Source organism: Chryseobacterium sp. SIMBA_028 (assembly GCF_046535285.1).
GTDB lineage: Bacteria > Bacteroidota > Bacteroidia > Flavobacteriales > Weeksellaceae > Chryseobacterium.
In genome coordinates this window covers 47021-70162 of sequence record NZ_JAWRWZ010000017.1, presented here as the reverse complement: position 1 = coordinate 70162, position 23142 = coordinate 47021, and the positions used below count along the sequence as shown (strand labels likewise).

The following is a 23142-nucleotide window of genomic DNA, read 5'->3' as shown; positions in this document are numbered from 1 at the left end:
GTTAGAAGAAATTTTATTTTGATTCTATTCTTGCATGAACATACCCGGGAATCTTTGTAAGCTCCTTTTTTTGAGTTTTCATTAAAGAGGCATATTCCTTATAGTTATTTATTGCTTCATCTTTTTCACCTATATTCCAATAACTGTCTGCAAGGTTAAGATATGCAACGGTTCTGCCTGGAAATTTGGCAATAATCTGTTTCAAAAGCTCAATAGCCGTCTTCTGATTTCCATTTTTTGAAAGGGCAAATGCTATGTTATTATAGTCATCCAGATTGCTTTGAGATAAAGGAAATTTCTTTTTAAAATTCAGTAATATTGTTTCATTAAAACGATAGGCAAGCAAAGAATACCCAGATAAATCTGCATAAAGCTTCTTAAGGTCTTTATAAGGTTTGAGTATTCCCTGATTATCAAAAAATGTTAGTGATTTAAATCCTTTTGAATCAATTTCCAGCTTCTCAGAATCTATATCTTTAACTGGAAGGTTAATGCTTTTTGTCAGGATTTTAAAATTCTGATCTTCGCATTCCTGACATGGATTATAGAAATTGATATTTTTTATACACCATTCTTTTTTATAGAAAACATTTACAGTTCCGTATAATCCGCGGTCTCCAGCATAATATATTGTAAGCTCTGAGGGATTTGTATACCCAATGCTTGTATTATTAAGGGCAGTAATTTCCGGTAATTCAAAGCTTCCTGACTTTTTGTTTCCAAAATGAACCGTTACCAAACCATTTTCCAGCATCACATGATCCTGGAGGTTATCACTATCCAAATCATAATAATTGGATTGGGCCGATAGGAAGCTTAAAGAAAATAAGCAAAGAATGGATACTGTCTTTAATATATTATTTTTTAATTTTATCACGGTTGATGCATTTTGTGTTAAACTTAAATACGTTCGTTTTTAGTTCGTTATAATAAACGTTTCTTTCCGCCATTCCATTCCCGCCACCATTCACGAATTTTGATATTATAGAGAGATATTTATCACCATAATCGGAAACTTCATTTAAATTTTTATGTAAAATTTCCTTGTATTTGGTTTTATTGGCCTTTGCGCTATATTCTACAGTTTTATAGATATCCCAAAACCATCCTGCTGAGTCAATCGCAAAATACAGATTGTTAGCTAGCAGCCCTGCTCCATCCACATCAATTAGATCAACTACTTTTTCTTTTATCTTTTTTTTCTTTTTATCTAACAGCGGCTGCCCTTTTTCATCAAGCTTATATCGGGTATAGATGTATTTTTCCTGATATTGTTTCTTTCTATCAAACAAATCATCTATTTTTTTCCCTTGTACCAATTGAGGTTTTTTTGAAATTACATAGCTGAAATATTCCTTTTGTTGATCTCTCCAGGTCAGCTGCATGGCTCCTCTTCCTTTATATCTAGGACCATCTCCAACAATAGTATGCCCATGCTGTTTAGATTCAGGATGATTCCCAGGGTCATACCCTACACCGCTTGCATACTCCAAAGTAGTTCCCAACCTGGCTGTTTCATGGTAACATTGAGCGAAGAAATGTATTTTCCTTATACAGGTATTGATATGGTAGGTATTAAACATTGCATTTATTTCCTGAAGCAACCTTTCATAGGTAGAATCTGCTTCCGGTAAGGGACAGTTTTCATCAGCAAATATTGCAGTGGATTTTTTCTTTTCGGATGCTCTGAGTTGCTTTACTATTAATTTTAATTCATCTAACGTTATATCTCTGTCACAGAAACATTTTCCGTCATCTTTTTGTTCCGGCACCGGTGCTCCTTTGGCTTCAATGCTTTCCGGCTGATGAATTTGTCCGCTGTCTGTAATTTTAATATCAACTTTACCATATTTACAGGGGATGGTGCTTTGCTGTAATAGGACAAGTTGTTCCTGAGACTGGTAAGTTCCTACCCCTTTCCACTCTCCTAAATTCATTACCGTAGCACAAGGGAGTTTAGCATAAGGGCTTTTAAGGCAGTTTCCTGTAAAAACCAAGCTTTTAGGACCTTTTTCCTTTACAGTAGCGGTTTTCTTTTCCTGTATCGTGGGAGTATCATAATTCACGACCATTATTCCCTTGGGATTGGTACATTGTGTACACTCTAGGGTTGCTGTATCTATCACCACTTTCAAACCAGCTTCGGCTTTGTCTTTTCTTTCGTCTTCAGCACGTTTATCATCCATCTTCTGCCTGTTATCTGCCTTCATCTGGTCATTGTCCTGTGTTGTACTTGGATTCTGAGTTGCCGGAGCACCTCCTCCTCCATCGTTATCTAACCTACCCATAATAATGAATGTTTTAAATGGAAATTGTCTTTTTTTATTTCTATAAATCCTTCTTCAAAATGATTTCCCTTGCATACAAATAATCCCTTGAAATCTTCAGTATTTGTCTGTTCCAGATTTTCAGCAGAGATCTTTAAAATCATTTTATCGCCGTCTTTTACGGGTGTCATAATCTCTGTAAACCCATCGGAAGATTCTCTTTTTCTTTTCGCATCAAATGATTCTAATAAGCCATTGAAAAGCAGTCCAAACATATTATAGCTTCCCAGAAATTCGATCAGTTTCATTTCATCTTCCAATAGATTACTGATCTGACTGAAATAGCGGTCTACCGCTTCTCCTTGATGTGTTTCAGACAAATCTGACTGAATCTTACCCCATCTTACTCTCAAAAAAAGCAAATTATCTACCGAAGTAATATTTCCCTCTGCATCTACTTTACATTCTACTTCATCAAATAAATAACTGATCTTTTTTAAAAACTTATCCATTGTCCCCTCTTCCTCAGAAAACTTAAAATCAGTAACTAAAATCTGAAAGTCATGTTCATCCTCTACTTTTCCATAATAATAAACCTCAACTTCTCTTGCATAGCTTTTCTTAATGGAGTAAAATGGATTTTTCTGTTCTGTGACAATGGTCTCCAACCGAAATGTTTTCTGATGAAGATTCTGCAATATATTGGACATCTTTCTTAATATACCTTTCTTTTGTAATCACTATTCGGATCCATTCCCATCCAGTCTCTGTTGGCTGACCAGTGAAGATATCCGTTTCTTAAAGTTCTTAATAAATCCTGCCATCTGTCTACATGAATGTTCATACCAGGGATATTCGTAATCTTTTCTCCGTTCTCAATGGTTGTTGTAGGATGCTGAACAGGCTCATTGGCAGCTATTCTTTGTTTTTCCTTTTTAAGTTCTTCGTCATTAACAAATGTCCATGGTTCTCCACCGTCAAAAACATATTGTTTCAATCTGTTTTTTGCCGCAACCAAATTCTCATCGTGGGTTATAGAGTAACTGCTTTCTGTTTTTGAAACTAACTGATGATCATATATTTCTTTTCCGTGCTTCTCCATAAAATGAAGGGGAATATAACTGTATTCTTTTCGTAAAAACCGGATTCCAGTAATTTTCCGGTATGCACTCCCAAATGTTAAAATATTAAGGGCTGTATTATTGATCGTAATCTGAGGATCTTTGAACCAATGTTCATCAATAAGCTGCTGTCTGCGATTTTTCAATGCCCAAAGTGGTTTATGGTTGGAGGTTTCTATTTCGTCTACGGTTTCTGTTCCGTTTTCGTAAGCTCCTCCAATGTCACAATGAACACCTGGAAATTCTTTTTCAATAACATGCGGATTATCTTTTGGATCTTTTACCCCTTTTGCAGTAAATGTTGTCAATGAAAAATTCTCACGATGTTCATTCTCTGCGGTAAAATGAACTGCTTTACGGAATGGTCCGGGATTTCGTAGCTGTAATTGTTCCACATCATCCGCAAAGTTAAACTGAGAACCTATGGAAGCGTGCAGTATTCCTCTATACCCTACTCTTTCCATTGTACCCATATCACCAAATTCTTCATAAGAGGAAACGGTATCGTATACTCCTATGAAACGAACTTCCAGATCCAAATCATCCAACTGCTTAACGGATACTATTTTTTTGCTTAAAAGATAGTATCCTAAAAACCCGAATTTAGGAAGCTTCCCATCTATAAGATATTTTGGATCTACTTCTATTTTATCTTTATCCAGCCAGGTATCTTCATATTCTGCAACCAATGCATCATTTCCATAGGATCCACTTTCTCTATATCCAACTACTTTTCTTGATTTTTTGATCTCAATATCCTGTGTTCTTTTGTTTCCATTAATCTCATAGGCAAAGTTTCTTGCAGCAGCGGCACCACGGCTAAAACCAAATGTATCTATTATGATTTTTGTTAATTTCTTCTTAGTATTTACTTCCAGCAAAAGGTCTTTAATTCTATCTGCAACCAGCTCACAGCCGATTCTTACCTTACCCCTTACCCCTGATTTGCCGGATCCGTATTGAAATCCGTCATCCACATCTCTATTATTATTCAGGGTACCAATTCCCTCTACGTAGACTCCGTATTTTTTCTGCTCACAGCTTTTGTACATACGGGCTACATTGGTATGATCATTACTAAAACTATTATCTACACCCTGACTATCCAGCCATCCTCTGTGACTGGACCTGAGATACTGAGCATATTCGGAATTATCTTTATCATCCAAATTTTCAAATTCTTTTTCCTGCTTTTCTCTTGTTGCTTTTATGGCTTTTTCTTTGGCTTCTATTACTTCTACAGAGTCTGTACTTTCAATTTTATTTTTTCCATCTCTGTAGCTCTCCCGTAGCTCAGTATTCTTTAGATTATTTAAAGTACCATCGAAAAAGACTCCTATTTCCAAATGGAATTCATCTATAGGAGGTTCTGCATTACCTGTGTTATATACAAAAGTCTTTCCCATACTATTTGTTTTAAAAAACCTCTATTTTGTCTGCTTTTATGAAAGCTTCTTTACCGTTTTCACCTTTCAGTTTTATGGTAAAATAACTATTGGCCTCGTTTACTTTAATGACTATATCAGCTTTGGTTGAATTGGGGTTATCACCAAATACGATTTTAAATGCTTCAAAGCTTGATTTCTCATTTAAATCACAATTGGCGCCATATTCTTTACCGTCAGCCCCTACAAAATCAAATACAATTCTTCTTGGTATTGCTCTTGGTTCGTTTTCGGCTAATGGCGCTTTAGCAGTATCAAACTGTTCTTTTTCTCCATTAAGTGTTGATAATTTCACATTAGCCAAAGGGTTTAATTTAGCTTTCTCCGGAAGTTCAAAAACAGGTTTCCAGTTGTATCGTATTCTATAGGTATCCCAAAGCCCAAACGGAATAGGTTTTCCCTTATTTTCTTCTCTCACTTTTGCCGGAATAATCTGCTCACGGGTATGAACCATATCCAGATAATCCTTTCTCCAAAAACGATTCTGATGGCTGTCTAATTTTGCAATCTCCGATTCAGGAATTGTTACTTTTTTCCCTTGGTACCGGCCTATTTCTTTTTGAACTCCAACCCCTTCAACCCAAAGAACCACTACTCCTCCGGGAGCCATTCCCACACAAATTGTCTTATAATTTAAATGTTCAATGTCTCCGCTTCCATTCGTTACTTTTACATCATACCCTTTTCTGAAATATTCTTTAATTTTATTGGTATCAATAGCTGTATCTACAAGATAGAACTGGTTTTCTATATAAGACATCCAGATAAAATCCAGACGGGTTGGAAGACTTTTAAACCCTTTTGACATTCCATTATTAACAGTTCCCCAGATATCATTTCCGGGAATCATTCCATCATCTAAACTTACCCATTCTCCCCCTTCACAGTCTATTCCACCTTTATATACTTCCATCGGATATCCCAAAGATGCAGATCTCCCTTCGGACCATTCATATTTTGTCATTGGTTCAGTTTTTTTGGGGTCTTTTTTTTCCTGACACGAGATCTGAGTAAAGAACAAAAAGCCTAATAGATATTTTATTATTTTATTCATTATGAATGTATTGCAACTATTTATTTAAAAATAATATGCAATTAATTTTATATGTTTATTTTATCCCTTATTCACCTTGGCATCTACTTTACCAAGCATTTTAGCTACACCGGAGCTTTGCAATAGGATATCTCCATTTTTAGCTTTATGAGTGGTGGTAGAGGTGGTTTCCTTTAAGTCGCCTGTTATATTAACCGTTTTATTTTCGTTAACCGTCTGCTTATAATTTTTTGAGGTAAACTTATGATTATTGATGATAGTAATGGCGTTATCATTTCCCACACTGGTCTTCATATCATTTCCTACGTTAATAGCAAGGTTTTCACCTACATTGAAAGTCATATTTTTAGGAGCTGTCACAGTAATATTTCCCTTTCCGTCCATAAAATAATTATTGCCGCTTGGGTCAATAATGGTTACACTTCCCTCTGCATCATTCATTAAAACCCTGATTCCGCTTCTGGTCTGTATGGATTTTAAATGATTATCCACTCCGCCTCCAAGGGCTGTTCCTCCATGAAACATTCCTCCCATTACAAAAGGACGGTCCGGATGATTGTGCACAAAACCTACCATCACCTGATCTCCAACTTCAGGTATGGCTACATATCCTCTGTTTTGGGTAATTTGATCTGTTCCTCCTGCATCGGGGGCCATCATGCGAATGAAATTGGTTGTATCGTGTAGCTGCCAGTCAAATTTTACGGTAATTCTGCCCTGTGCAAGCGGATCTGTGTTAGATATTACCGTTGCCATCTGTGGTTCTGCAATGGGAACAGTAAAATCAGGCGTTGGAATATATCCTGTATCTGAGGCAATGGCTTCAAATCTTCCTTTATAACGGCCTAATGCATCCACTTCATGAATCACCTCTGTCATCATCAGCTTGGTAAAATAAGAGGTTTTATTAGTGTCAGTTTGTCGCATATTGATATCCGCAACACATCCCGGATATAAAAAAGGAATCGTTGTACCACCAGACACGGTAAAGACATCCACCGCTTTACTTCCTGCAGTACTGGTTTGGGAGATCACCACATCCATATCGGTTGCCGCCTTTATTGGAGCGACTTGCAATGATGGAGTCTTGAATATTTTATCGTTATTCTTATAAGCTGTTTTTGCCAGATTTCCCACATGTTTAATGGGGGTTTCCCCAGAGGCAAGCTTAGTATTTGAACTGCTGTTATATCCGTAAAAATTAGGTTTAATATGAACTGCTTTCAATTCAACATTAATATCGGATACATTGCTTCCGTAGATCAGTTCCAGTGCTTTATCCTGAGGGGGCATATTTCCGAAGTGCAGAACTTCACCGTCATAATAAAATTGTTCTCCATAGGCCTCTGCCATTCTGCAGAGATAATTGTAATGGGTTTCGTTATATTGAGAGCTGTAAAGGATTTGAGATGATGCCTTTGCGTTAATTTTTACATCAAACTTACTCCCCTCAATTCCCTGCTTAATGACATTCGTGGCAATGATCCCCATATTAACGGGCTGACCCCCTCCAAAACTTTGGGTATGAGGAGCTGCATCCAATAGCATGGTGGGACTATATCCTTTCAAGACAATATTTCCAAGGCTGTGATTTTCCTGACTGAATCCAACTTTTGTAATGACTCCTACAAAAGTTCTTTCGGGGCTTCCCTCTACATCCTTATATTTGAAAACTAAGGTTAAACGCTTTCCAAGAAACTGTTGAGCCTCTTCCAAGTCATGGTTTTGTACTCCATCTAAGGTATCATGGGCTAATGTAAGTTCAAAATAATGGTGTTTCTTCACACTTTGCTCTAGACGAAAATGCTTAAAATGCTTTATCATCTTGCCTTCAATCACAATATCCAGCTTCACCACACGGTTGATTCCAGGAATATGATTCTCCGAAATCTTTTCGGAATTCGAGGTATTATTATTCATATTATGTAAAGTGTTTGGGTGGGCTGTTATTTTTTGATACAAAAATCTAAAAACAAACAACCTTTATATAAAATTATAAATTTATCACAACATAAAACCTGTTTCTATTAATTTAATACTTTAAAATCATGAGAATTTCATGAGAAAATTCATCAGTATATTTAATATCCTGACAAAACGATTTGAGACGAAAAAACAGAATAATATTCTTCATTTCGGAATACCATTCTGTTTTATGTTGATTTAATTTTAAGAAATCAGATTCTTATGCTGAAGGCCATGCTCCGTCATAAGCAGAGTTTCCTAGGTCAATTTGCTCAGCACTTATAACAAAGCTGATGTACATACTGTTGTCATCCACTGCATCGAAGTCTACTTCATGCTGGATTACATACCCGTTTTGCCATTTCAATGTTGTTAATGTTCCTTCCTCATGAGATTTGTTGAATGTTACTTCACCCACTGTAGGTTTGTACTTTCCGTTAAGAAGACTTTCCAGAATATCAGATTTTTCTGTAGCTTCTACGGTAATCTTGATAAGAGCGTTGGAAGGATCAGATGCTACACGTCCAGAAACGTCTGTAGCTCTTGCTACGCTGTAATTAAGCTTTAATAATTTTTGTCCTTCTCCGTTGTTGAATTTTAAAATTCCTCTTGAATTTCTTTCTGCCATGATCGTAAATTTTAATCGTTAATATTTTGTGATTTGTTGATGGGTTCTTTTCTATATCACCAAAGATAGAAGTAAATGCGATATCAAAATAACATCTGATTGAAAATTTGAAAAAGTGTAGTATTTCTACGACTAACAATCGTTAGGATTCATAATGACTGTTAATCAAAAGATTACCTTATTAAAAATTCAAAAAAAAGAGAAAGAAAGGGGTATTTTAATTGATACTTTCTACTAAAAGAACTAAGCTATATTTACCCCAAAAAAGCGCCCCACCAATGCTGTAATTCCCATGGCTACCGTTCCCCAAAAACAAATCCTCAAAACAGCAGCTTTAATCCCTGCACCTCCGGTTTTGGCTGAAATTGCCCCTAAAAGCATTAGAAATATGATGGAAAATCCGTACTGAAAGTAGACCATCTGCTTAATGGGAGCCAAAAGAGAAACCATAAACGGTAATAAGGCTCCTACTGCAAATGATCCAAATGAAGCCATAGCAGCCTGTAAGGGTTTTGCCTGAGTAATTTCATTGATGCCCAATTCATCTCGGGCGTGTGCTTCCAATGCATTATGCTCAGTAAGTTCAGTGGCCACCAGCATTGCTGTTTCCTTTGTACAACCTCTTTTTTCATAAATTCTGGCAAGTTCTCGAAGTTCAAATTCCGGCATTTCTTCCAGTTCACGTTTTTCACGCATTAAATCAGCCTTTTCGGTATCTTCCTGTGAACTAACGGAAACATATTCTCCGGCAGCCATAGACATCGCTCCGGCAATCATTCCGGCTAAGGCAGCAAGAATAATGATATGACGGTCGGGTTGTGCTGCAGCTACTCCAATTACAATACTGGTTGTGGATAATAACCCGTCATTGGCTCCCAATACTGCTGCCCGAAGCCAACCTACTCTATTTACGTAATGTTTTTCAAGTTGATGATGCATATAAGAATATTTCTGTGATTGATTATTGATGAATAGAAGTAAGTAAATTGAGTTAAAAAAAGTCTCATTTTTTCATCCTAAACTCAGGTTAAAGTTATAAAATGTTTCTTCAAGAATCATTTTAAATTATACGGCATACCAACCTCATCCCATCAAAATATATTGGATAGAAAACAGGGGAAATACTATTTTAAGATGTTATGAAACAGGTCACAAGGCTTCCAAAACCTCTCTGCATTAATCAACAGTTCCTATTTTCTTATATTTGCACTCTTAAATCCAACAACACTATCAATGAATTTATTATACATCGACTGGAATGTCAATCCTGAAATTTTCAATATTTTAGGAATTCCTGTAAAATACTATGGCCTATTATTTCTTGCAGGATTAGTCCTGTGCTTTAATATTTTGAAAAGTATTTATAAAAAAGAGAATTTAAGCATGCAGGCTCATGAATCCCTATTCTCCTATGCTCTTATCGGGATTTTGGTCGGAGCAAGATTGGGTCACTGTATCTTTTATGATTTTGATTATTACTCCCAGCATATCCTTGAAATTTTCCTACCCATCCAGAAAGGACCGGACGGGGTATATCATTTTGTCGGATTTGCAGGATTAGCCAGCCACGGTGGTGGTATCGGGCTGGTAATAATGCTCTTATTATATTCCAGAAAATTTTCTATACCTTTTATGAAAGTTCTGGATGCCATAGCTATTGTACTTCCGTTAGGAGGTGTTTTTATCAGGCTGGCCAATCTTATGAACTCTGAGATCATAGGTACACCCACCAATGTCCCATGGGCTTTTATCTTCCGACAGGTAGATGATCTTCCAAGGCATCCGGCACAGCTTTATGAAGCCATCTCTTATTTTGTGATTTTCCTTTTAATTTATTTCATTTACAAGAAAGATATATTCAAGATCGGGAAAGGGTTCTATTTTGGAATCAGTATTCTTTTAATCTTTATCATGAGAATTCTGATTGAATTCATCAAGGTAGATCAGGTTGAATTTGAACATGGAATGAGCATGAATATGGGGCAACTCCTAAGCATTCCATTTGTTCTTCTAGGTTTATTTTTTATTGGAAAAAGCATACTGGAAAAGTCCAAAATGAAAACTTCATAATCTTTAACTACCAATAAAAATACCCCACTGAACATGATTTTCAGTGGGGTATTTTTTTTAGTTTAATTTAAATTATCTGGTTGTGTATCCTCCGTTGGCAAAAATAGTCTGCCCTGTGATCCACCAGCCTTCAGTTACCAAGAATTCTACCAATGGAGCGATATCTTTAATATCGGTAAGACCTCCTAATGCTGATGCTGACTTATGATAGGCCACTGCGTCGTCAGTTTCCTGTCCATAGAAAAAAGGAGTATCCATTGGGCCTGGAGCCACTGCTGTTACAGAAATCCCTCTTATTCCAAATTCTTTAGAAGCTGCTCTGGTAAAATGCTCCACAGGTGCCTTTGCTCCTGCATACGTAGAATACAATCCTGTATAAGCGGCCAGTAATGAAGTAACAATTGTACAGATTTTACCGTGGTCATTCAGTTTTTTACCTGCTTCCTGTAAAAAGAAATAGGCAGATTTTGAATTCACATTGAACATGATATCATATTCTGCTTCTGTAGTTTCTGAAAATGGTTTTTTCAATACCATTCCTACTGTATTGATGGCAATATCCACTCCTCCAAAACGAGAGATTGCTTCATCAAAAAATTGAGTGATATTGTCTACTTTGGTCAGGTCACCCTGAAACAGGAATGCTTCAGCTCCCAACGCCTGAACTTCTGCCAGTGTTTTTTCACTTTCTGCTCTGGAGTTCTCACTATTATAGTGTATGGCCAGTTTTGCTCCTTTTGCGGCAAAATCCTTACTTAATAATCCTCCTAAGTTTTTACCTCCTCCGGCTATTAAAACAACTTTTCCATGTACATCTTGTGTTGACATTATTTTATATTTTAAATGTTATTGAGGCAAAGATGGATAATAAAAATCATCTCAACATGGTGAATTTTTCGGGAATTATCTTAAAATTTGGAGTCTTCAATAGCTAGAGTTAAAAAATTAAGTAAAAAAATATTTAACTTTACACAAACAGTCTGTTTTCAATACAACACTATTTACCAGACAGATACAAGCAGGTACTATGTTTTTCTATTAAACACTTGCTTTCTTTTTCTAACTTATGTGAATTTTAGGCATAACATTTGATGCTCTCCCATCCGTATTAACACACACCACTTCAATTTTAATATATTTTTTTAATCCTCAGCTCCCTGAGGATTTTTTATCCCCTCTCGGTTTGGTTATATTCGCTGTTATATTCCTACAGCAGCCTATTTTAGCGAAATTCTGTTAAATCCATTTCTGATAATCAATCATTTAAAACTGTATTATTCGTTTTATTGTTGTATATTTGTACATTAATAACCAAGTCAATACTTTGTTTTCTGTAACGACCAGAATATATTTTATTCAGTCTTTGCTTTTTGAGCAGTCCTATTTTTAACATTTTATTCTTCTACCAAGAACAATACTTGTCGGAATTTTAAAGCTCTGTATGATTGGTAAACTCCAGGACAGAAAACATCGGTGGACTTTTAAGGTCTAAGAAAGACCAGTGTGAACAATACAATTTATAGAAACTAAATACTAAAAATAATTTATGGCAGATTCTTTTTCTAAAAAGGAAAATTTCAAGAAAAAAATTCAAAAGCAAAAAGAAAAAGCGCTAAGACGCGAAGATCGTAAAACGAACAACAACAAAGGAAAGGATATGGAGGATGTATTCATGTATGTGGATGAATTCGGAAGACTAACCTCTACTCCACCTGAACAAAGACAGGAAGTAAACCTTGATGAAATTCAATTGGGTGCAGCTCCTATTATTGAGGAAGATCCAAGAAAATTAGGAATCATTACTTTCCACAGTGAGAAAGGATATGGTTTCATTACTGAAGACAGTACTAAAGAGAATATCTTCTTCCATAATAACAACTGTACAGAACTCGTAAAAAAAGGAAACAGAGTATCTTTTGAAAAAGAGAAGTCTCCTAAAGGGTTTTCAGCTGTTAACATTCAGATTGTTAAATAATACTTATTCATACAACGATCTGTTTGATACAGATACGTTTGAACAATACAGAAAGAGACTGTCCCCAAAAGACAGTCTCTTTTTTGTGCCTACAAAAAAGGAATCTCGGTTCTGAGTACGATTCTCCTACAGCAAACCAAACTTTATCTGTATTGATTTAGATTAAAAATCAAAAGAAGCTGCCTCGCTTTGAGACAGCCTCTTTCTTCATCGTAAAAATAAAAATGGTCGGTTTACAAAACCGAAAAACATTATTTGTTTTAAACCATTAGGAGAGTGAAGTAAGCAAGATTCTTCTTGAGATCCTTAAAAAATTACTCAACCTAATGATCATATTTAATCCAATTTTCCTCCCAGAGCTTTAAATAGCAGAACATTATTTCTGGTATTCTGGTGCTGGAACTGCAACAGATCAAGTTCAGCAATCAGCTTACTTTTCTGAGAATTGATAAGTTCAAAATAATTCGCATACCCCGTCAGGTACAAATCATTGGAAACTTCAACACCACGGTCAAGAAAACCTACCTCTTCTGATTTTAATTTTAAAACACGTTCGTAAATCTTGGTCTGTTTCAAAATAGACTGAAGTTCATTGAATGCGGTAGTAATACTCTTTTGATAGTTTAAAAAAGCAATTTCCTGCTCTTTACTAGCCACTTTAAATTCGTACTTCAATTGTCCTTTATTGAAAACAGGAACCATCAGCCCTCCCAATAACTGTCCGGCCAGTGAACTCGGTTTAAAAAGAGTTTCCACAGAAAAGGAATTCATTCCAATGCCTACACCAAGATCAATCTTTGGATAGAAAGCTGCTCTAGCAGCCTTTGCATCTGCCTGAGAAGCCTCCAGGACATAATAGTTTGCAGCAACATCCGGCCTTGAATGAATCACAGCTTCTACATTAATGGTTTTATTTAAAATATCCATATTGGTAGGCATCAGTACCTTTCCGCGCTTTACGTCTCCGCCATAACTTCCCGTTAATGTGGTAATGGCCTGTTCAACAGTAACGATTTCTACTTTAATGTGTTCAATTTCGGCAAGCCAGTTATTATTCTGAGCTTTAAACTGCTGAACGGCAAGTTCTGTAGCTTTTCCTACTTCACGTTGTGCTAAAACAATTTCAAAGGCTCTTTGCTGAAGATTATAGTTTTTCTGATAAATGGCAAGACGATTATCCAGAGCCACCAATTGGTAATACAGATTGGCAATATCGGTGAAAAGCTCTACCTGAAGCAATCGCAACCCTTCTGTGGAAGCCAGATATTTCTTCTGGGCAGCAATTTTTTTATTCTTCAATTTTCCCCAGGCATCAATTTCCCAACTGCTTCGTGCTCCCAGCCAATAATTAGGCGTAAAATCACGGTTGATTTTCTGATCTTCGGTTATATTAGGGGAAAGATTGGTATCATAATTACCCACTCCCTCCATTGTATATTTTCCGTATCGGTTTCCTGAGACTTCTGCACCTACTTCAAGGGACGGCAAAAGATCCATCTTCGATCGTTGTAAAAAACTGTTGGCAATTTCTACTCTTTGCTGTGCAATCTGGAAATCAGGATTAGCCAATACCACTTTATCAAAAAGTTCCAATAAATGAGAGTCTGTAAAATAACCTTTCAGATTAAGTTGCTTAAACTCTTCTGAACTTGCTATTTTAGCAGGCATCTCCGGCAATTCCTGGGCCTTTTTCAGGTCAGCAACCTTTGGTACAGCACATGATACTAAACTTAGTGCTGCAATTCCGTACAATATGCTTCTATGATTTAATCTTTTCATCTTTCTTCTTATTTTCAAGTTTTGCAAAGAATATATACAGCCCCGGAATCACTACCAATCCGAAGATCGTCCCGATTAACATTCCTCCCGCTGCTGCTGTACCAATGGAACGGTTTCCAATAGCTCCGGCTCCTGATGCAATACAAAGTGGAATAAGTCCTGCCACAAAGGCAAAGGATGTCATCAGGATAGGTCTCAGACGCTGTCTTGCACCTTCAATTGCTGCGGGAATAATATCAAATCCCTGTTTGTTTCTGGCTACAGCAAATTCTACAATCAGAATAGCATTTTTCGCCAAAAGTCCGATCAGCATGACCAGAGCCACCTGTGCATAAATATTATTATCCAGCCCCGCCAGTACCAATGCGATATACGAACCGAATATCCCTGTTGGAAGGCTTAATAATACAGGCAGTGGAAGAAGGAAACTTTCATATTGAGCTGCCAATAAAAGATATACAAACAACAGACAGATCAGGAATATGTAAACCGTTTGGTTTCCTGACAAGATTTCTTCCCTTGTCATTCCTGACCATTCAATATCAAAGCCTCTCGGCAGGGTTTCCTTAGCGATACGATCTACGGCTGCAATGGCATCACCAGAGCTGAAACCATCTGCCGGTTCACCATTGATCATGGCAGACATATACATATTATACCTCGTTAGTACTTCAGGTCCGTATACTTTTTCGATGGTAATAAATGTTGAAAACGGAACCATCTCACCTTTATCATTTTTCAGATATAAATTCAGGATACTTTCAGGGGTATCTCTGTGCTCCGGACTTGCCTGAACCATTACTTTATACATCTGGCTGAAACGGATAAAGTTGGTTGCATAATAAGAACCAAGCATCGTTTGCAGGGTTGACATGGCATTGTCTACCGAAATTCCTTTTTTAGCAGCCATATCATAATCTACATTAATCATATACTGCGGGAACGTAGCATCAAAACTGGTAAAACTGTTCTGCAATTCAGGTGCTTCATTCAGCTTCTTCACAAAATCCTTGGTTATTTTATCTGTATTTTCGATAGTTCCCCCGGTTCTGTCCAGCAAACGCAATTCAAAACCACTGGTATTTCCGAATCCCGGAACAGTTGGCGGAGCAAAGATTTCGATCTGCGCATCTGCTATTCCTTTTGTTTTTTCTGAAAGTTCTGTGATTAAGTCATTCACTGAAATAGATCTTTCTTTCCAGTCTTTAAGGTTAATCATCGCCATCCCATAGGATGAACCGGCAATTTCTGTTACAATACTGTATCCGGCAAGTGTTGTTACGTTTTCTACTCCTTTTATTTTCTTGGCAATGATTGTTACTTCATCCAATACTTTTTCTGTTCTTTCCACCGTTGCTCCCTGAGGTGTGGTAACGCTCACATACACCATTCCCTGATCTTCCATTGGAATAAATCCGGTTGGCAGGAATTTACTGGTCACAAAAGTTAATCCGACAAATAAAAATAATATCCCAAACGTAACAGTGGTTCTTGTGGCAAATTTGGACAAAATTCCTACATAGCCATTTGTTAATCTATCAAAGCCTGTATTAAAGCTTTGGAAGAATCTATCTACTATTGTTTTCTTTTTATTGTGATTGTGGGGTTTTAAAATAATCGCACAAAGCGCCGGAGTAAGCGTTAATGCATTCACTCCCGAAATGACAATACTGATTGCTAACGTCAATGAAAACTGGCGGTAGAATACTCCTACCGGACCATCAAGGAACGCTACAGGAATAAATACCGCAGACATTACAATGGTAATTGCTATAACCGCCCCTGCAATTTCCTTTGTTGCATTAATAGTAGCATCCATCGCGTTCATCCCTTCTTCCATTTTTACGTGGACGGCCTCAACAACCACAATGGCATTATCCACCACAATTCCGATGGCAAGAACCAAGGCAAACAAGGTCAATAAGTTTACCGAGAAATCAAGCATATTCATAAAGGCAAATGTTCCTACAAGTGCAACCGGAACTGCCAGTACAGGAATTAAAGTAGATCGCCAGTCCTGAAGGAAGATAAATACGACAATACCCACCAGGATAAAGGCTTCAATAAGCGTCGTCAATACCGCACTAATGGAAGCATCAAGGAATCTGGATACATCATAGGCCATATTATACTCCATTCCCGGAGGGAAAGAAGTCCCTTTTAGTTCTTCCATTTTTGTCTTTACACTCTCAATAACTTCAGAAGCATTGGACCCCGGACGCTGCTTCATCATAATGGATGCTGACGGTCTTCCGTCTGTTTTGGAAACCATCCCATAGTTCATGGCCCCAAATTCCACCTTGGCAATATCCTTAAGCTTTAGAATGGTTCCGTCTACATCGGATCGGATCGGAATTTCCTCGTATTGCTTAGGTTCAAAGAATTTTCCTTTGTATTTGATTACATACTGAAGCTGGCTGGAAGTTTTCCCTGACGTTTCCCCCACTTTTCCGGGAGCTGCTGAAATATTCTGTTTTTGTAATGAAGTGATTACTTCATCCGCCGAAATACTATATGCTGCCATCTTTTGCGGATCAAGCCATATCCTCATGGAATATTCTTTCTGCCCCATGATCTCTGCACGGCCTACCCCATCAATACGCTTTAATTCCTGTAAAACATTAATGTCGGTAAAGTTATAGATGAACTGCTCATCCTGACTTGGATCTGTACTCGTGATATTAAGGTACATCAGCATACTGTTCACCTCTTTTTCAGTGGTTACCCCTGCCCGAATAACCTCCTCAGGAAGTTCATCCAGGATAGTTGTTACCCTGTTCTGAACATTTACCGCTGCTACATCCGGATCTGTTCCTACTTCAAAGAAAACCTGAATTAGGGTAAGTCCGTCATTAGAAGTTACCGTTGACATATACGTCATTCCCGGAACCCCATTGATGGCACGTTCCAATGGAAGAGCCACGGCATTCGCTGATACTTCAGCATTTGCTCCTGTATATTTTGCCGTTACCGTTACTGAAGGAGGTACAATATCCGGAAACTGTGTAATGGGCATCTTTAAAAGTGCCATGATTCCCAGTAGTACAAATAATATGGAAATAACCAACGAAAGAACCTTTCGTCTTATAAACATTTCTACCATAGTAAGTTGATTTAAAGATTATGAAAGGTTAATACTTCTTTTTGATTTTGATAATATCTCCATCCTTTAAAGACTGAGTTCCTTCATAAATGATTAAATCACCTCTTTTAAGACCACTTTCCACCATATAGGAGTCTCTTAATGTAGCTCCAATCTTGATGTTGGTCATTTTCACCTTATTCTGCTTATCTACTACAAAAACATAGGTTTTATCCTGAATAGAGAACGTAGATTTTTGTGGAATAAGAATAGCATTATCCTGATTTTCAGAAATAATAAGTTTTCCGGATGTACCATGCTTGATCAAGCGATCAGGGTTCGGGAAAAGTACTTTATATCGAATGGAACCTGTGGTTCTGTCGATTTCTCCCTCAGCGGTCTTTAAGGCTCCGTTAAACTGATAATTCACGCCATTTGGTAAGGTCAATTCAATTTTTTGATGACTTCCAATCTTATCATTGGCTAAAAGCTCAAAGTATAGATTTTCAGGAATTGAAAAGTAAGCATAAACCTCATTAAGCTGGGATAGTGTTGTTAATAACGTTCCATTTTCTACCAAACTTCCATCTTTAAGAGGAATAACGTCAATAACACCATCAAAAGGTGCCGTGATCTTGGTAAAGTTTATTTTTTGAAGCACCGTTCTCTTTTCTGCGTCAGCAAAGGCATGCTTAGCTTTCGCTGATGAAAGTTTGGCTTTTACCATTTCCAATTCGTTATTGGCTACAAACTTTTTAGCATGTAAACTTTGAATCTGCTTCAGCTCTACCTCTACAATGCGAACATCCGCTTCAGCCTGTTTTAAGCTGGCATTTGCTTTCAATAGTTCCATCTGCAATTCAGCATCATTAATCTTAAATAAAGGTTGTCCCTGATGTACAAACTGTCCCTCATTAACATAAATATGCTGTATAATCCCTCCAATTCTGGAACGCATTTCTACGTTTTTCTTGGCCTGGATATCCGTTACAAATTGGTTGCTTACCAAAGTATCTTTTTCCTTAATTTCCAGAACGGGAACTTCCTTTTCTTTCTGGTTGTTTTTTTTCTTGTCTTTACTGCATGACACAGCGAATAATATTGCAAAACTGCAAATTATTACGTTTTTAAAATACATTCTTAAATGTTTAAGTTATAAAATTTTCGTTAAAATAAATTGAAATTTAATACCTTAAACTAGTACAACTGGAGGAGATGGAGAAAGGATTTGACCCCACAGATAATAGAAACTGCAATAGTAGGCAGCGTAATTTTTGGAGCAATTTTTAGAATGGCTGAAAAATCTCCAACTGCCTGGTCGTCTTTACGGGGAGAGTATTTTACAATCTTGGAAGCAGCAGGCAACGCATACGTGTTCATATCTGCTTCTTCGTAGATATCCAGCAAGTGAATATTACTTACATGAGGTAGATGAGGAATATTCTGCAATGAATTTTCCACCCAATTCGAATTGAAAAGGGTAAAAACCAATATAATATAGAAATAGATAAATGACCTCAGACCTGCCATGTCAATCAGAACACAATTAGTTTTTTAGTAAAAACGATAGTTCTGCAAAAGTAGGGATTTTTAATGGAGTTCCTGTGTCTAAAATGTTAAAAAAACTTAAACAATGTAGATTAAACCACAAAAGTTACACGGTATCTGACGGTTTCTTTGTAGTGTTAAAATAATCTGCTCAGTACCCGAAAACGATAGTCAAAGATGTACTCCAGTTTCTTTTTTACGAATAAAGAATGTGCTATTTCACCTAAAAACCCCATTGGCAGTTCATAATCAATGGTATCTTTCATCAGAACGCCATGTTCATTAGGTATAAACTCATGGTGATGGTTCCATAACTTATACGGTCCTTTGTTTTGGAAATCAATAAAGCTTTTTTGAAAATCTACATGGGTAATTTCTGTCTGCCATTTCATTTTAATGCCAAGCAAGGGTGAGATATAGTAATCAATGAGCATTCCTTCATAGATCTCATCATTATCCATTTGGGTAAGAACAATAAAGCCCATGTTCTTTGGGGTAATTTCTGAAAGGTTATTAGCGGATGAAAAGAATTTCCATGCCGTTTCTATATCGCAATTGAGTTGTTGTTCACGAAAAAGCCTGTGCTTCATAAATAGTTCCTTAAATCATTTTTATTTATAATGCTGAAAAATTCCAAAATCAGAGGGTGTCCACAATGCTGCTTTTTGCCCTGCTGCTTTCAAAGCATCATTACTCCAAGTGTTACAGGTATAAAGAAAACTATAAGTTCCTTTGGCATCGTAGAAAGCATCATTATTACCATAAACGGCATTAGTAGGGATCAGCATGAATTTTCCATTTTGATCTCTGTCAAATTTATCTTCTACAAATTTAATGAGATTTTTATACTGACTTCTGCTGATCATGATCATTTTGCAGTCATCCCCCTCTTTCATTGTATAATAATAAGTAGAATGCATTGCTGAATCACTTAACCAAAATGCAGCCTTTACAGCAGTTGAAAATTTAAGGTCTGCCCAAGTTGGAGTATCCAGATAAAATCCTTTATCTCCCCATCCTATCCCAATGTAATTATAATCTGTTTTTTTTGATCTGGTATCTGCAAAGGGAATCATAAGGCTCCAATCCTGCAGATCATTTTTTACGGGCATTACAATATCAGTATGCACTCCATTGGTATAAATATAGATAGGGATATCTTTTTTTTCTCCGTCATCCTTGGCCGAAACGGGAATATAGGGGATCAATAATCCCAGAAGAGCATAAATAATGACAACTCCTAGAATGATTCCCAAAACTTTCAGGGCAATTATCAATATGGTTTTCAAAGTCATGTTTTTTAATAAAATTTAATAGGTGATTTTTCGTAAAAGTATTTGTTTTAATCGAAAAAATTACTATATTTAGTTACGAAATATTCACAAATATGCGTAAAAACACCAAATCCCAAAAAAGATTTAAAGTCAGAGTAAAAACAGCTCCAAAAAGAGTACAAAAAAAACGTTGATTTTCGGTGAGATCTTAATCTCCTGAAAGTCAATTTTTCTTTTTAGGAAAGGCTTTTAAAGCAATTTATTCTACCAAATCTTAACCTCCTTACTGTAAAAAACATAGGGAATGGTCGATTGTCAGCTTTAATTTGGAACTCAGAAAAATTCCAGATAAGGAATTATCACCAAAAGTTCCGCCTAAACTGAGTCTGAAGACTTCTGCAAAAACTCAATATTTCTCTTTAAACCCGCAAATTTAGTTCTTTTCACCGGTGACTTTTTGAAGATCTCGGAGAAGATTTCCTGAGTAAGCTCTTTCCATTCTCCTTTTTTAAAGTTCTTTAAAGATTCATTCGGCTTGAATCTGCTTTGCTGATTAGGGGCTGAAAATCGGTTCCAGGGACATACATCCTGACAGATATCACAACCAAACATCCAGTCCTCCATTTTATCCTTAAAATGATCAGGAATTTCATTCTTTAATTCTATGGTAGCATAAGAAATACAACGGCTTCCATCAATAATTTTTTCCGAAACAATGGCATCTGTGGGACAGGCATCAATACACTTTCTGCAGGTTCCACAATGATCTGTCGTTTCATGATCGGGAATCAGTTCCAGATCGCAGATAATTTCAGCCAAAAAATAGAAAGATCCATTTTGTTTTGTGATAAGGTTGGCATTTTTCCCTACCCAGCCAATACCAGACTTTCTAGCCCAGCTTCTCTCCATAACTGGTGCTGAATCTACAAAAACCCTACATCCGAATTCTCCTATCTCCTCCTGCAATTCGGCAACCATTTCACGGAGTATTTCCTTGATTACTTCATGATAATCTTCTGCATAGGCATATTTTGAAATTTTAAAATTCTCAAGAATAGAGATCTTTTCTTCGGGAAAGTAGTTATAGGAAAGTGAAATAACAGATTTGGAACCGTCCACCAATAGTCTTGGATCAAGTCTTTTATCAAAATGATTTTCCATGTACTTCATTTCGCCATTGAAGTTATTTTTCAGCCATTTTTCAAGGTGTGGGGCATCTTCCTCCAAAAAATCTGCCTTGGAAATACCACAATTCTGAAACCCAAAACTTTCTGCCTTGGACTTGATCAGTTGAGAATATTTTTCGGCACCAGCATTTATAAATTTCACATTGCAAAATTAAGATTATTTTATCAACTTTCTAATTGGTTTACAAATCCTTTCTTTAACGTTAATCCGGCTTCCTTTCTAAAAATTTATGTTTTAATTAAGATTTTTTTCAAAAAAAAATTACGTAATTTCGTCTATAATTTAATGTTTAAAATAAACAACTATGTCTTTAATAGAAGTAATACAATCTGGAAACTATGAATTGATTGACGTTCGTGAGCCAATGGAGCTTGAAATGGACGGAAATATAGATGGTGCTAAAAATATTCCCCTAGGTGAAGTGGAAGACAGACAAGACGAAATTTTGTCTATTGAGAAACCGGTAATCCTATTCTGCAGAAGCGGAAACAGAAGTGGAAAAGCATTAGAATATCTTAATTCACAAGGACTAAAGGATGGTCATAATGGCGGAGGCTGGGCTGAGCTAAAGGCTGTTCTTGAAGCAAATAGAGGAACTTTTTAAAAGTTCCTTTTTTTATATCTATTTATCATGAATCTAAAGGATCAATTTCAAAAGCTTTGTTTACAGTTTTCGGAAGACCCGAATGTAATCCAACCCTTATGGAGTGAGATTGAAAAACGATATTCTGAAAAAGGCAGACACTACCACAATCTTCTTCATCTTGAAAACATGTTTAAGGAACTGGAGAATGTGAAAAGCAGAATTTCAAACTTTACAATGGTTTCCTTTTCCGTGTTTTATCATGATATTGTTTATAATGCAACTTCAAAATCCAATGAGGAAAAAAGCGCATTATTTGCAGAAACCAGGCTGCCTGATCTCAATCTAAATAAGAAGCACATCAAGACTGTTTCTATTCAAATTCTGGCCACAAAATTTCATCAGAAATCAGAAGATGAAGACACTAATTATCTTTTGGATGCAGACCTTTCTATTCTGGGAAAAGACCCTGAAAGCTATTTAGCTTATACCCAAATGATCAGAAAAGAGTATTCTATCTATCCTGATCTTCTTTACAAGCCAGGAAGAAAAAAGATATTAAAACATTTTCTGGAACTTAACAGCATCTTCAAAACAGAATATTTTAAAGAGAAATATGAAGCACAGGCCAGGCGAAATATCTCAACTGAAATTAAACTCTTATAGTATTCTAAAATAAAAAGAGATGCATATTCGCATCTCTTCAACACATTCACATCAAACATATACTTATAATAATTCTCATCATTAAAAGTCCAAACCTTTTTAACAAACTTATTTCAAAATATTATCATTTTTTAATATCACTAAAGTAAGCTTAAATCACATGATATAAAGGTTTTACATTTGCAATTTTTGTGCATTTTTTTCTGCAAATTCTTTTCTTACAAAAGGAAAAAAAAGAGTTTATTTCTTCTTAAATAGTCAATGATTTTTTAAGCATTTATTTTAAAATCAAATAATACATTCTATGTAAAAATACAATTGATGAATGTTTTAATTTAAAGATATACAGATTATTAAAAAGGCTAAAAACAAATCCCCAACTGTATGTCTGGCTCTCTGTTGATTATTGCATGCAATTTTCCCAATAAACAATTAATATGTACACATTAAGGCCTTAGTATCAATAAAAAAACACCCTGCAAGCAAGGTGTTTTTTT

Annotated in this window: 20 protein-coding genes; 4 read left to right on the top strand and 16 right to left on the bottom strand. The window is 36.3% G+C overall.

Features of this window, described 5'->3' with window-relative positions; all coding sequences use genetic code 11:
• Positions 1–13: 13 nt before the first annotated feature.
• From SCA31_RS19995 to SCA31_RS19960, 8 genes are all read right to left on the bottom strand, one after another.
• Entirely contained in the window at positions 14–877 is an 864-nt protein-coding gene (locus tag SCA31_RS19995) for a tetratricopeptide repeat protein (RefSeq protein ID WP_410698775.1), read from the bottom strand.
• A complete protein-coding gene (locus SCA31_RS19990) occupies positions 858–2288 on the bottom strand; it encodes a PAAR-like protein (RefSeq protein ID WP_410698774.1) in 1431 nt (476 codons plus the stop codon). The genes SCA31_RS19995 and SCA31_RS19990 overlap by 20 nt, the downstream gene beginning before the upstream one ends.
• Positions 2276–2977, bottom strand: coding sequence for a hypothetical protein (locus tag SCA31_RS19985; protein ID WP_410698773.1), 702 nt, complete (start codon positions 2975–2977; stop codon positions 2276–2278). The genes SCA31_RS19990 and SCA31_RS19985 overlap by 13 nt, the downstream gene beginning before the upstream one ends.
• A 5-nt stretch (positions 2978–2982) precedes the next feature.
• Positions 2983–4794 (bottom strand): phospholipase effector Tle1 domain-containing protein, encoded by a 1812-nt coding sequence (locus SCA31_RS19980; RefSeq protein ID WP_410698772.1) that lies wholly within the window; start codon positions 4792–4794, stop codon positions 2983–2985.
• A gap of 10 nt (positions 4795–4804) precedes the next feature.
• Complete coding sequence (locus SCA31_RS19975; protein WP_410698771.1) at positions 4805–5887, bottom strand: DUF2931 family protein; 1083 nt, start codon at positions 5885–5887, stop codon at positions 4805–4807.
• A gap of 60 nt (positions 5888–5947) precedes the next feature.
• Positions 5948–7807 (bottom strand): type VI secretion system Vgr family protein, encoded by a 1860-nt coding sequence (locus SCA31_RS19970; protein WP_410698770.1) that lies wholly within the window; start codon positions 7805–7807, stop codon positions 5948–5950.
• Between the two features lie 265 nt (positions 7808–8072).
• On the bottom strand, positions 8073–8480 hold the full coding sequence (tssD, locus tag SCA31_RS19965) for a type VI secretion system tube protein TssD (RefSeq protein WP_410698769.1): 408 nt from the start codon (positions 8478–8480) through the stop codon (positions 8073–8075).
• A 243-nt stretch (positions 8481–8723) separates the two neighbouring features.
• Positions 8724–9419, bottom strand: a complete 696-nt coding sequence (locus tag SCA31_RS19960; RefSeq protein WP_410698768.1) for a VIT family protein — start codon at positions 9417–9419, stop codon at positions 8724–8726.
• Positions 9420–9713: 294 nt separating this feature from the next.
• Here SCA31_RS19960 and lgt point away from each other — a divergent pair, with 294 nt between their 5' ends.
• Positions 9714–10550, top strand: a complete 837-nt coding sequence (gene lgt, locus SCA31_RS19955) for a prolipoprotein diacylglyceryl transferase (protein ID WP_076353615.1) — start codon at positions 9714–9716, stop codon at positions 10548–10550.
• Between the two features lie 72 nt (positions 10551–10622).
• Here the strand turns inward: lgt and SCA31_RS19950 are convergent, their stop codons facing one another.
• Entirely contained in the window at positions 10623–11378 is a 756-nt protein-coding gene (locus SCA31_RS19950) for an SDR family oxidoreductase (RefSeq protein WP_410698767.1), read from the bottom strand.
• A gap of 718 nt (positions 11379–12096) precedes the next feature.
• Here SCA31_RS19950 and SCA31_RS19945 point away from each other — a divergent pair.
• Complete coding sequence (locus SCA31_RS19945; protein ID WP_076353611.1) at positions 12097–12525, top strand: cold shock domain-containing protein; 429 nt, start codon at positions 12097–12099, stop codon at positions 12523–12525.
• Between the two features lie 336 nt (positions 12526–12861).
• Here SCA31_RS19945 and SCA31_RS19940 read toward each other — a convergent pair whose 3' ends face one another.
• The 7 genes from SCA31_RS19940 to queG form a co-directional block, all read right to left on the bottom strand.
• Positions 12862–14304 carry a TolC family protein gene (locus SCA31_RS19940; RefSeq protein ID WP_410698766.1) on the bottom strand — a complete coding sequence of 481 codons (1443 nt, stop codon included), beginning with the start codon at positions 14302–14304 and terminating at the stop codon, positions 12862–12864.
• A complete protein-coding gene (locus SCA31_RS19935) occupies positions 14285–17407 on the bottom strand; it encodes an efflux RND transporter permease subunit (RefSeq protein WP_410698765.1) in 3123 nt (1040 codons plus the stop codon). Before SCA31_RS19935 ends, SCA31_RS19940 begins: the two co-directional genes overlap by 20 nt.
• A gap of 28 nt (positions 17408–17435) precedes the next feature.
• Entirely contained in the window at positions 17436–18524 is a 1089-nt protein-coding gene (locus SCA31_RS19930; protein ID WP_410698764.1) for an efflux RND transporter periplasmic adaptor subunit, read from the bottom strand.
• 59 nt (positions 18525–18583) lie between these two features.
• On the bottom strand, positions 18584–18847 hold the full coding sequence (locus SCA31_RS19925; RefSeq protein ID WP_410698763.1) for a hypothetical protein: 264 nt from the start codon (positions 18845–18847) through the stop codon (positions 18584–18586).
• Between the two features lie 224 nt (positions 18848–19071).
• Positions 19072–19524, bottom strand: coding sequence for an SRPBCC family protein (locus SCA31_RS19920; protein WP_410698762.1), 453 nt, complete (start codon positions 19522–19524; stop codon positions 19072–19074).
• 21 nt (positions 19525–19545) lie between these two features.
• Complete coding sequence (locus tag SCA31_RS19915) at positions 19546–20223, bottom strand: TIGR02117 family protein (RefSeq protein ID WP_410698761.1); 678 nt, start codon at positions 20221–20223, stop codon at positions 19546–19548.
• A 360-nt stretch (positions 20224–20583) separates the two neighbouring features.
• Complete coding sequence (gene queG / locus SCA31_RS19910; protein ID WP_410698797.1) at positions 20584–21528, bottom strand: tRNA epoxyqueuosine(34) reductase QueG; 945 nt, start codon at positions 21526–21528, stop codon at positions 20584–20586.
• A gap of 172 nt (positions 21529–21700) precedes the next feature.
• Between queG and SCA31_RS19905 the strand changes: the two genes are divergently transcribed.
• Both SCA31_RS19905 and SCA31_RS19900 read left to right on the top strand, forming a co-directional pair.
• Positions 21701–22000: a rhodanese-like domain-containing protein gene (locus tag SCA31_RS19905; RefSeq protein ID WP_106916602.1), complete on the top strand. Its 300-nt coding sequence runs from the start codon at positions 21701–21703 to the stop codon at positions 21998–22000.
• 27 nt (positions 22001–22027) lie between these two features.
• Positions 22028–22645 (top strand): hypothetical protein, encoded by a 618-nt coding sequence (locus tag SCA31_RS19900; protein WP_410698760.1) that lies wholly within the window; start codon positions 22028–22030, stop codon positions 22643–22645.
• The last annotated feature ends 497 nt before the right edge of the window (positions 22646–23142 follow it).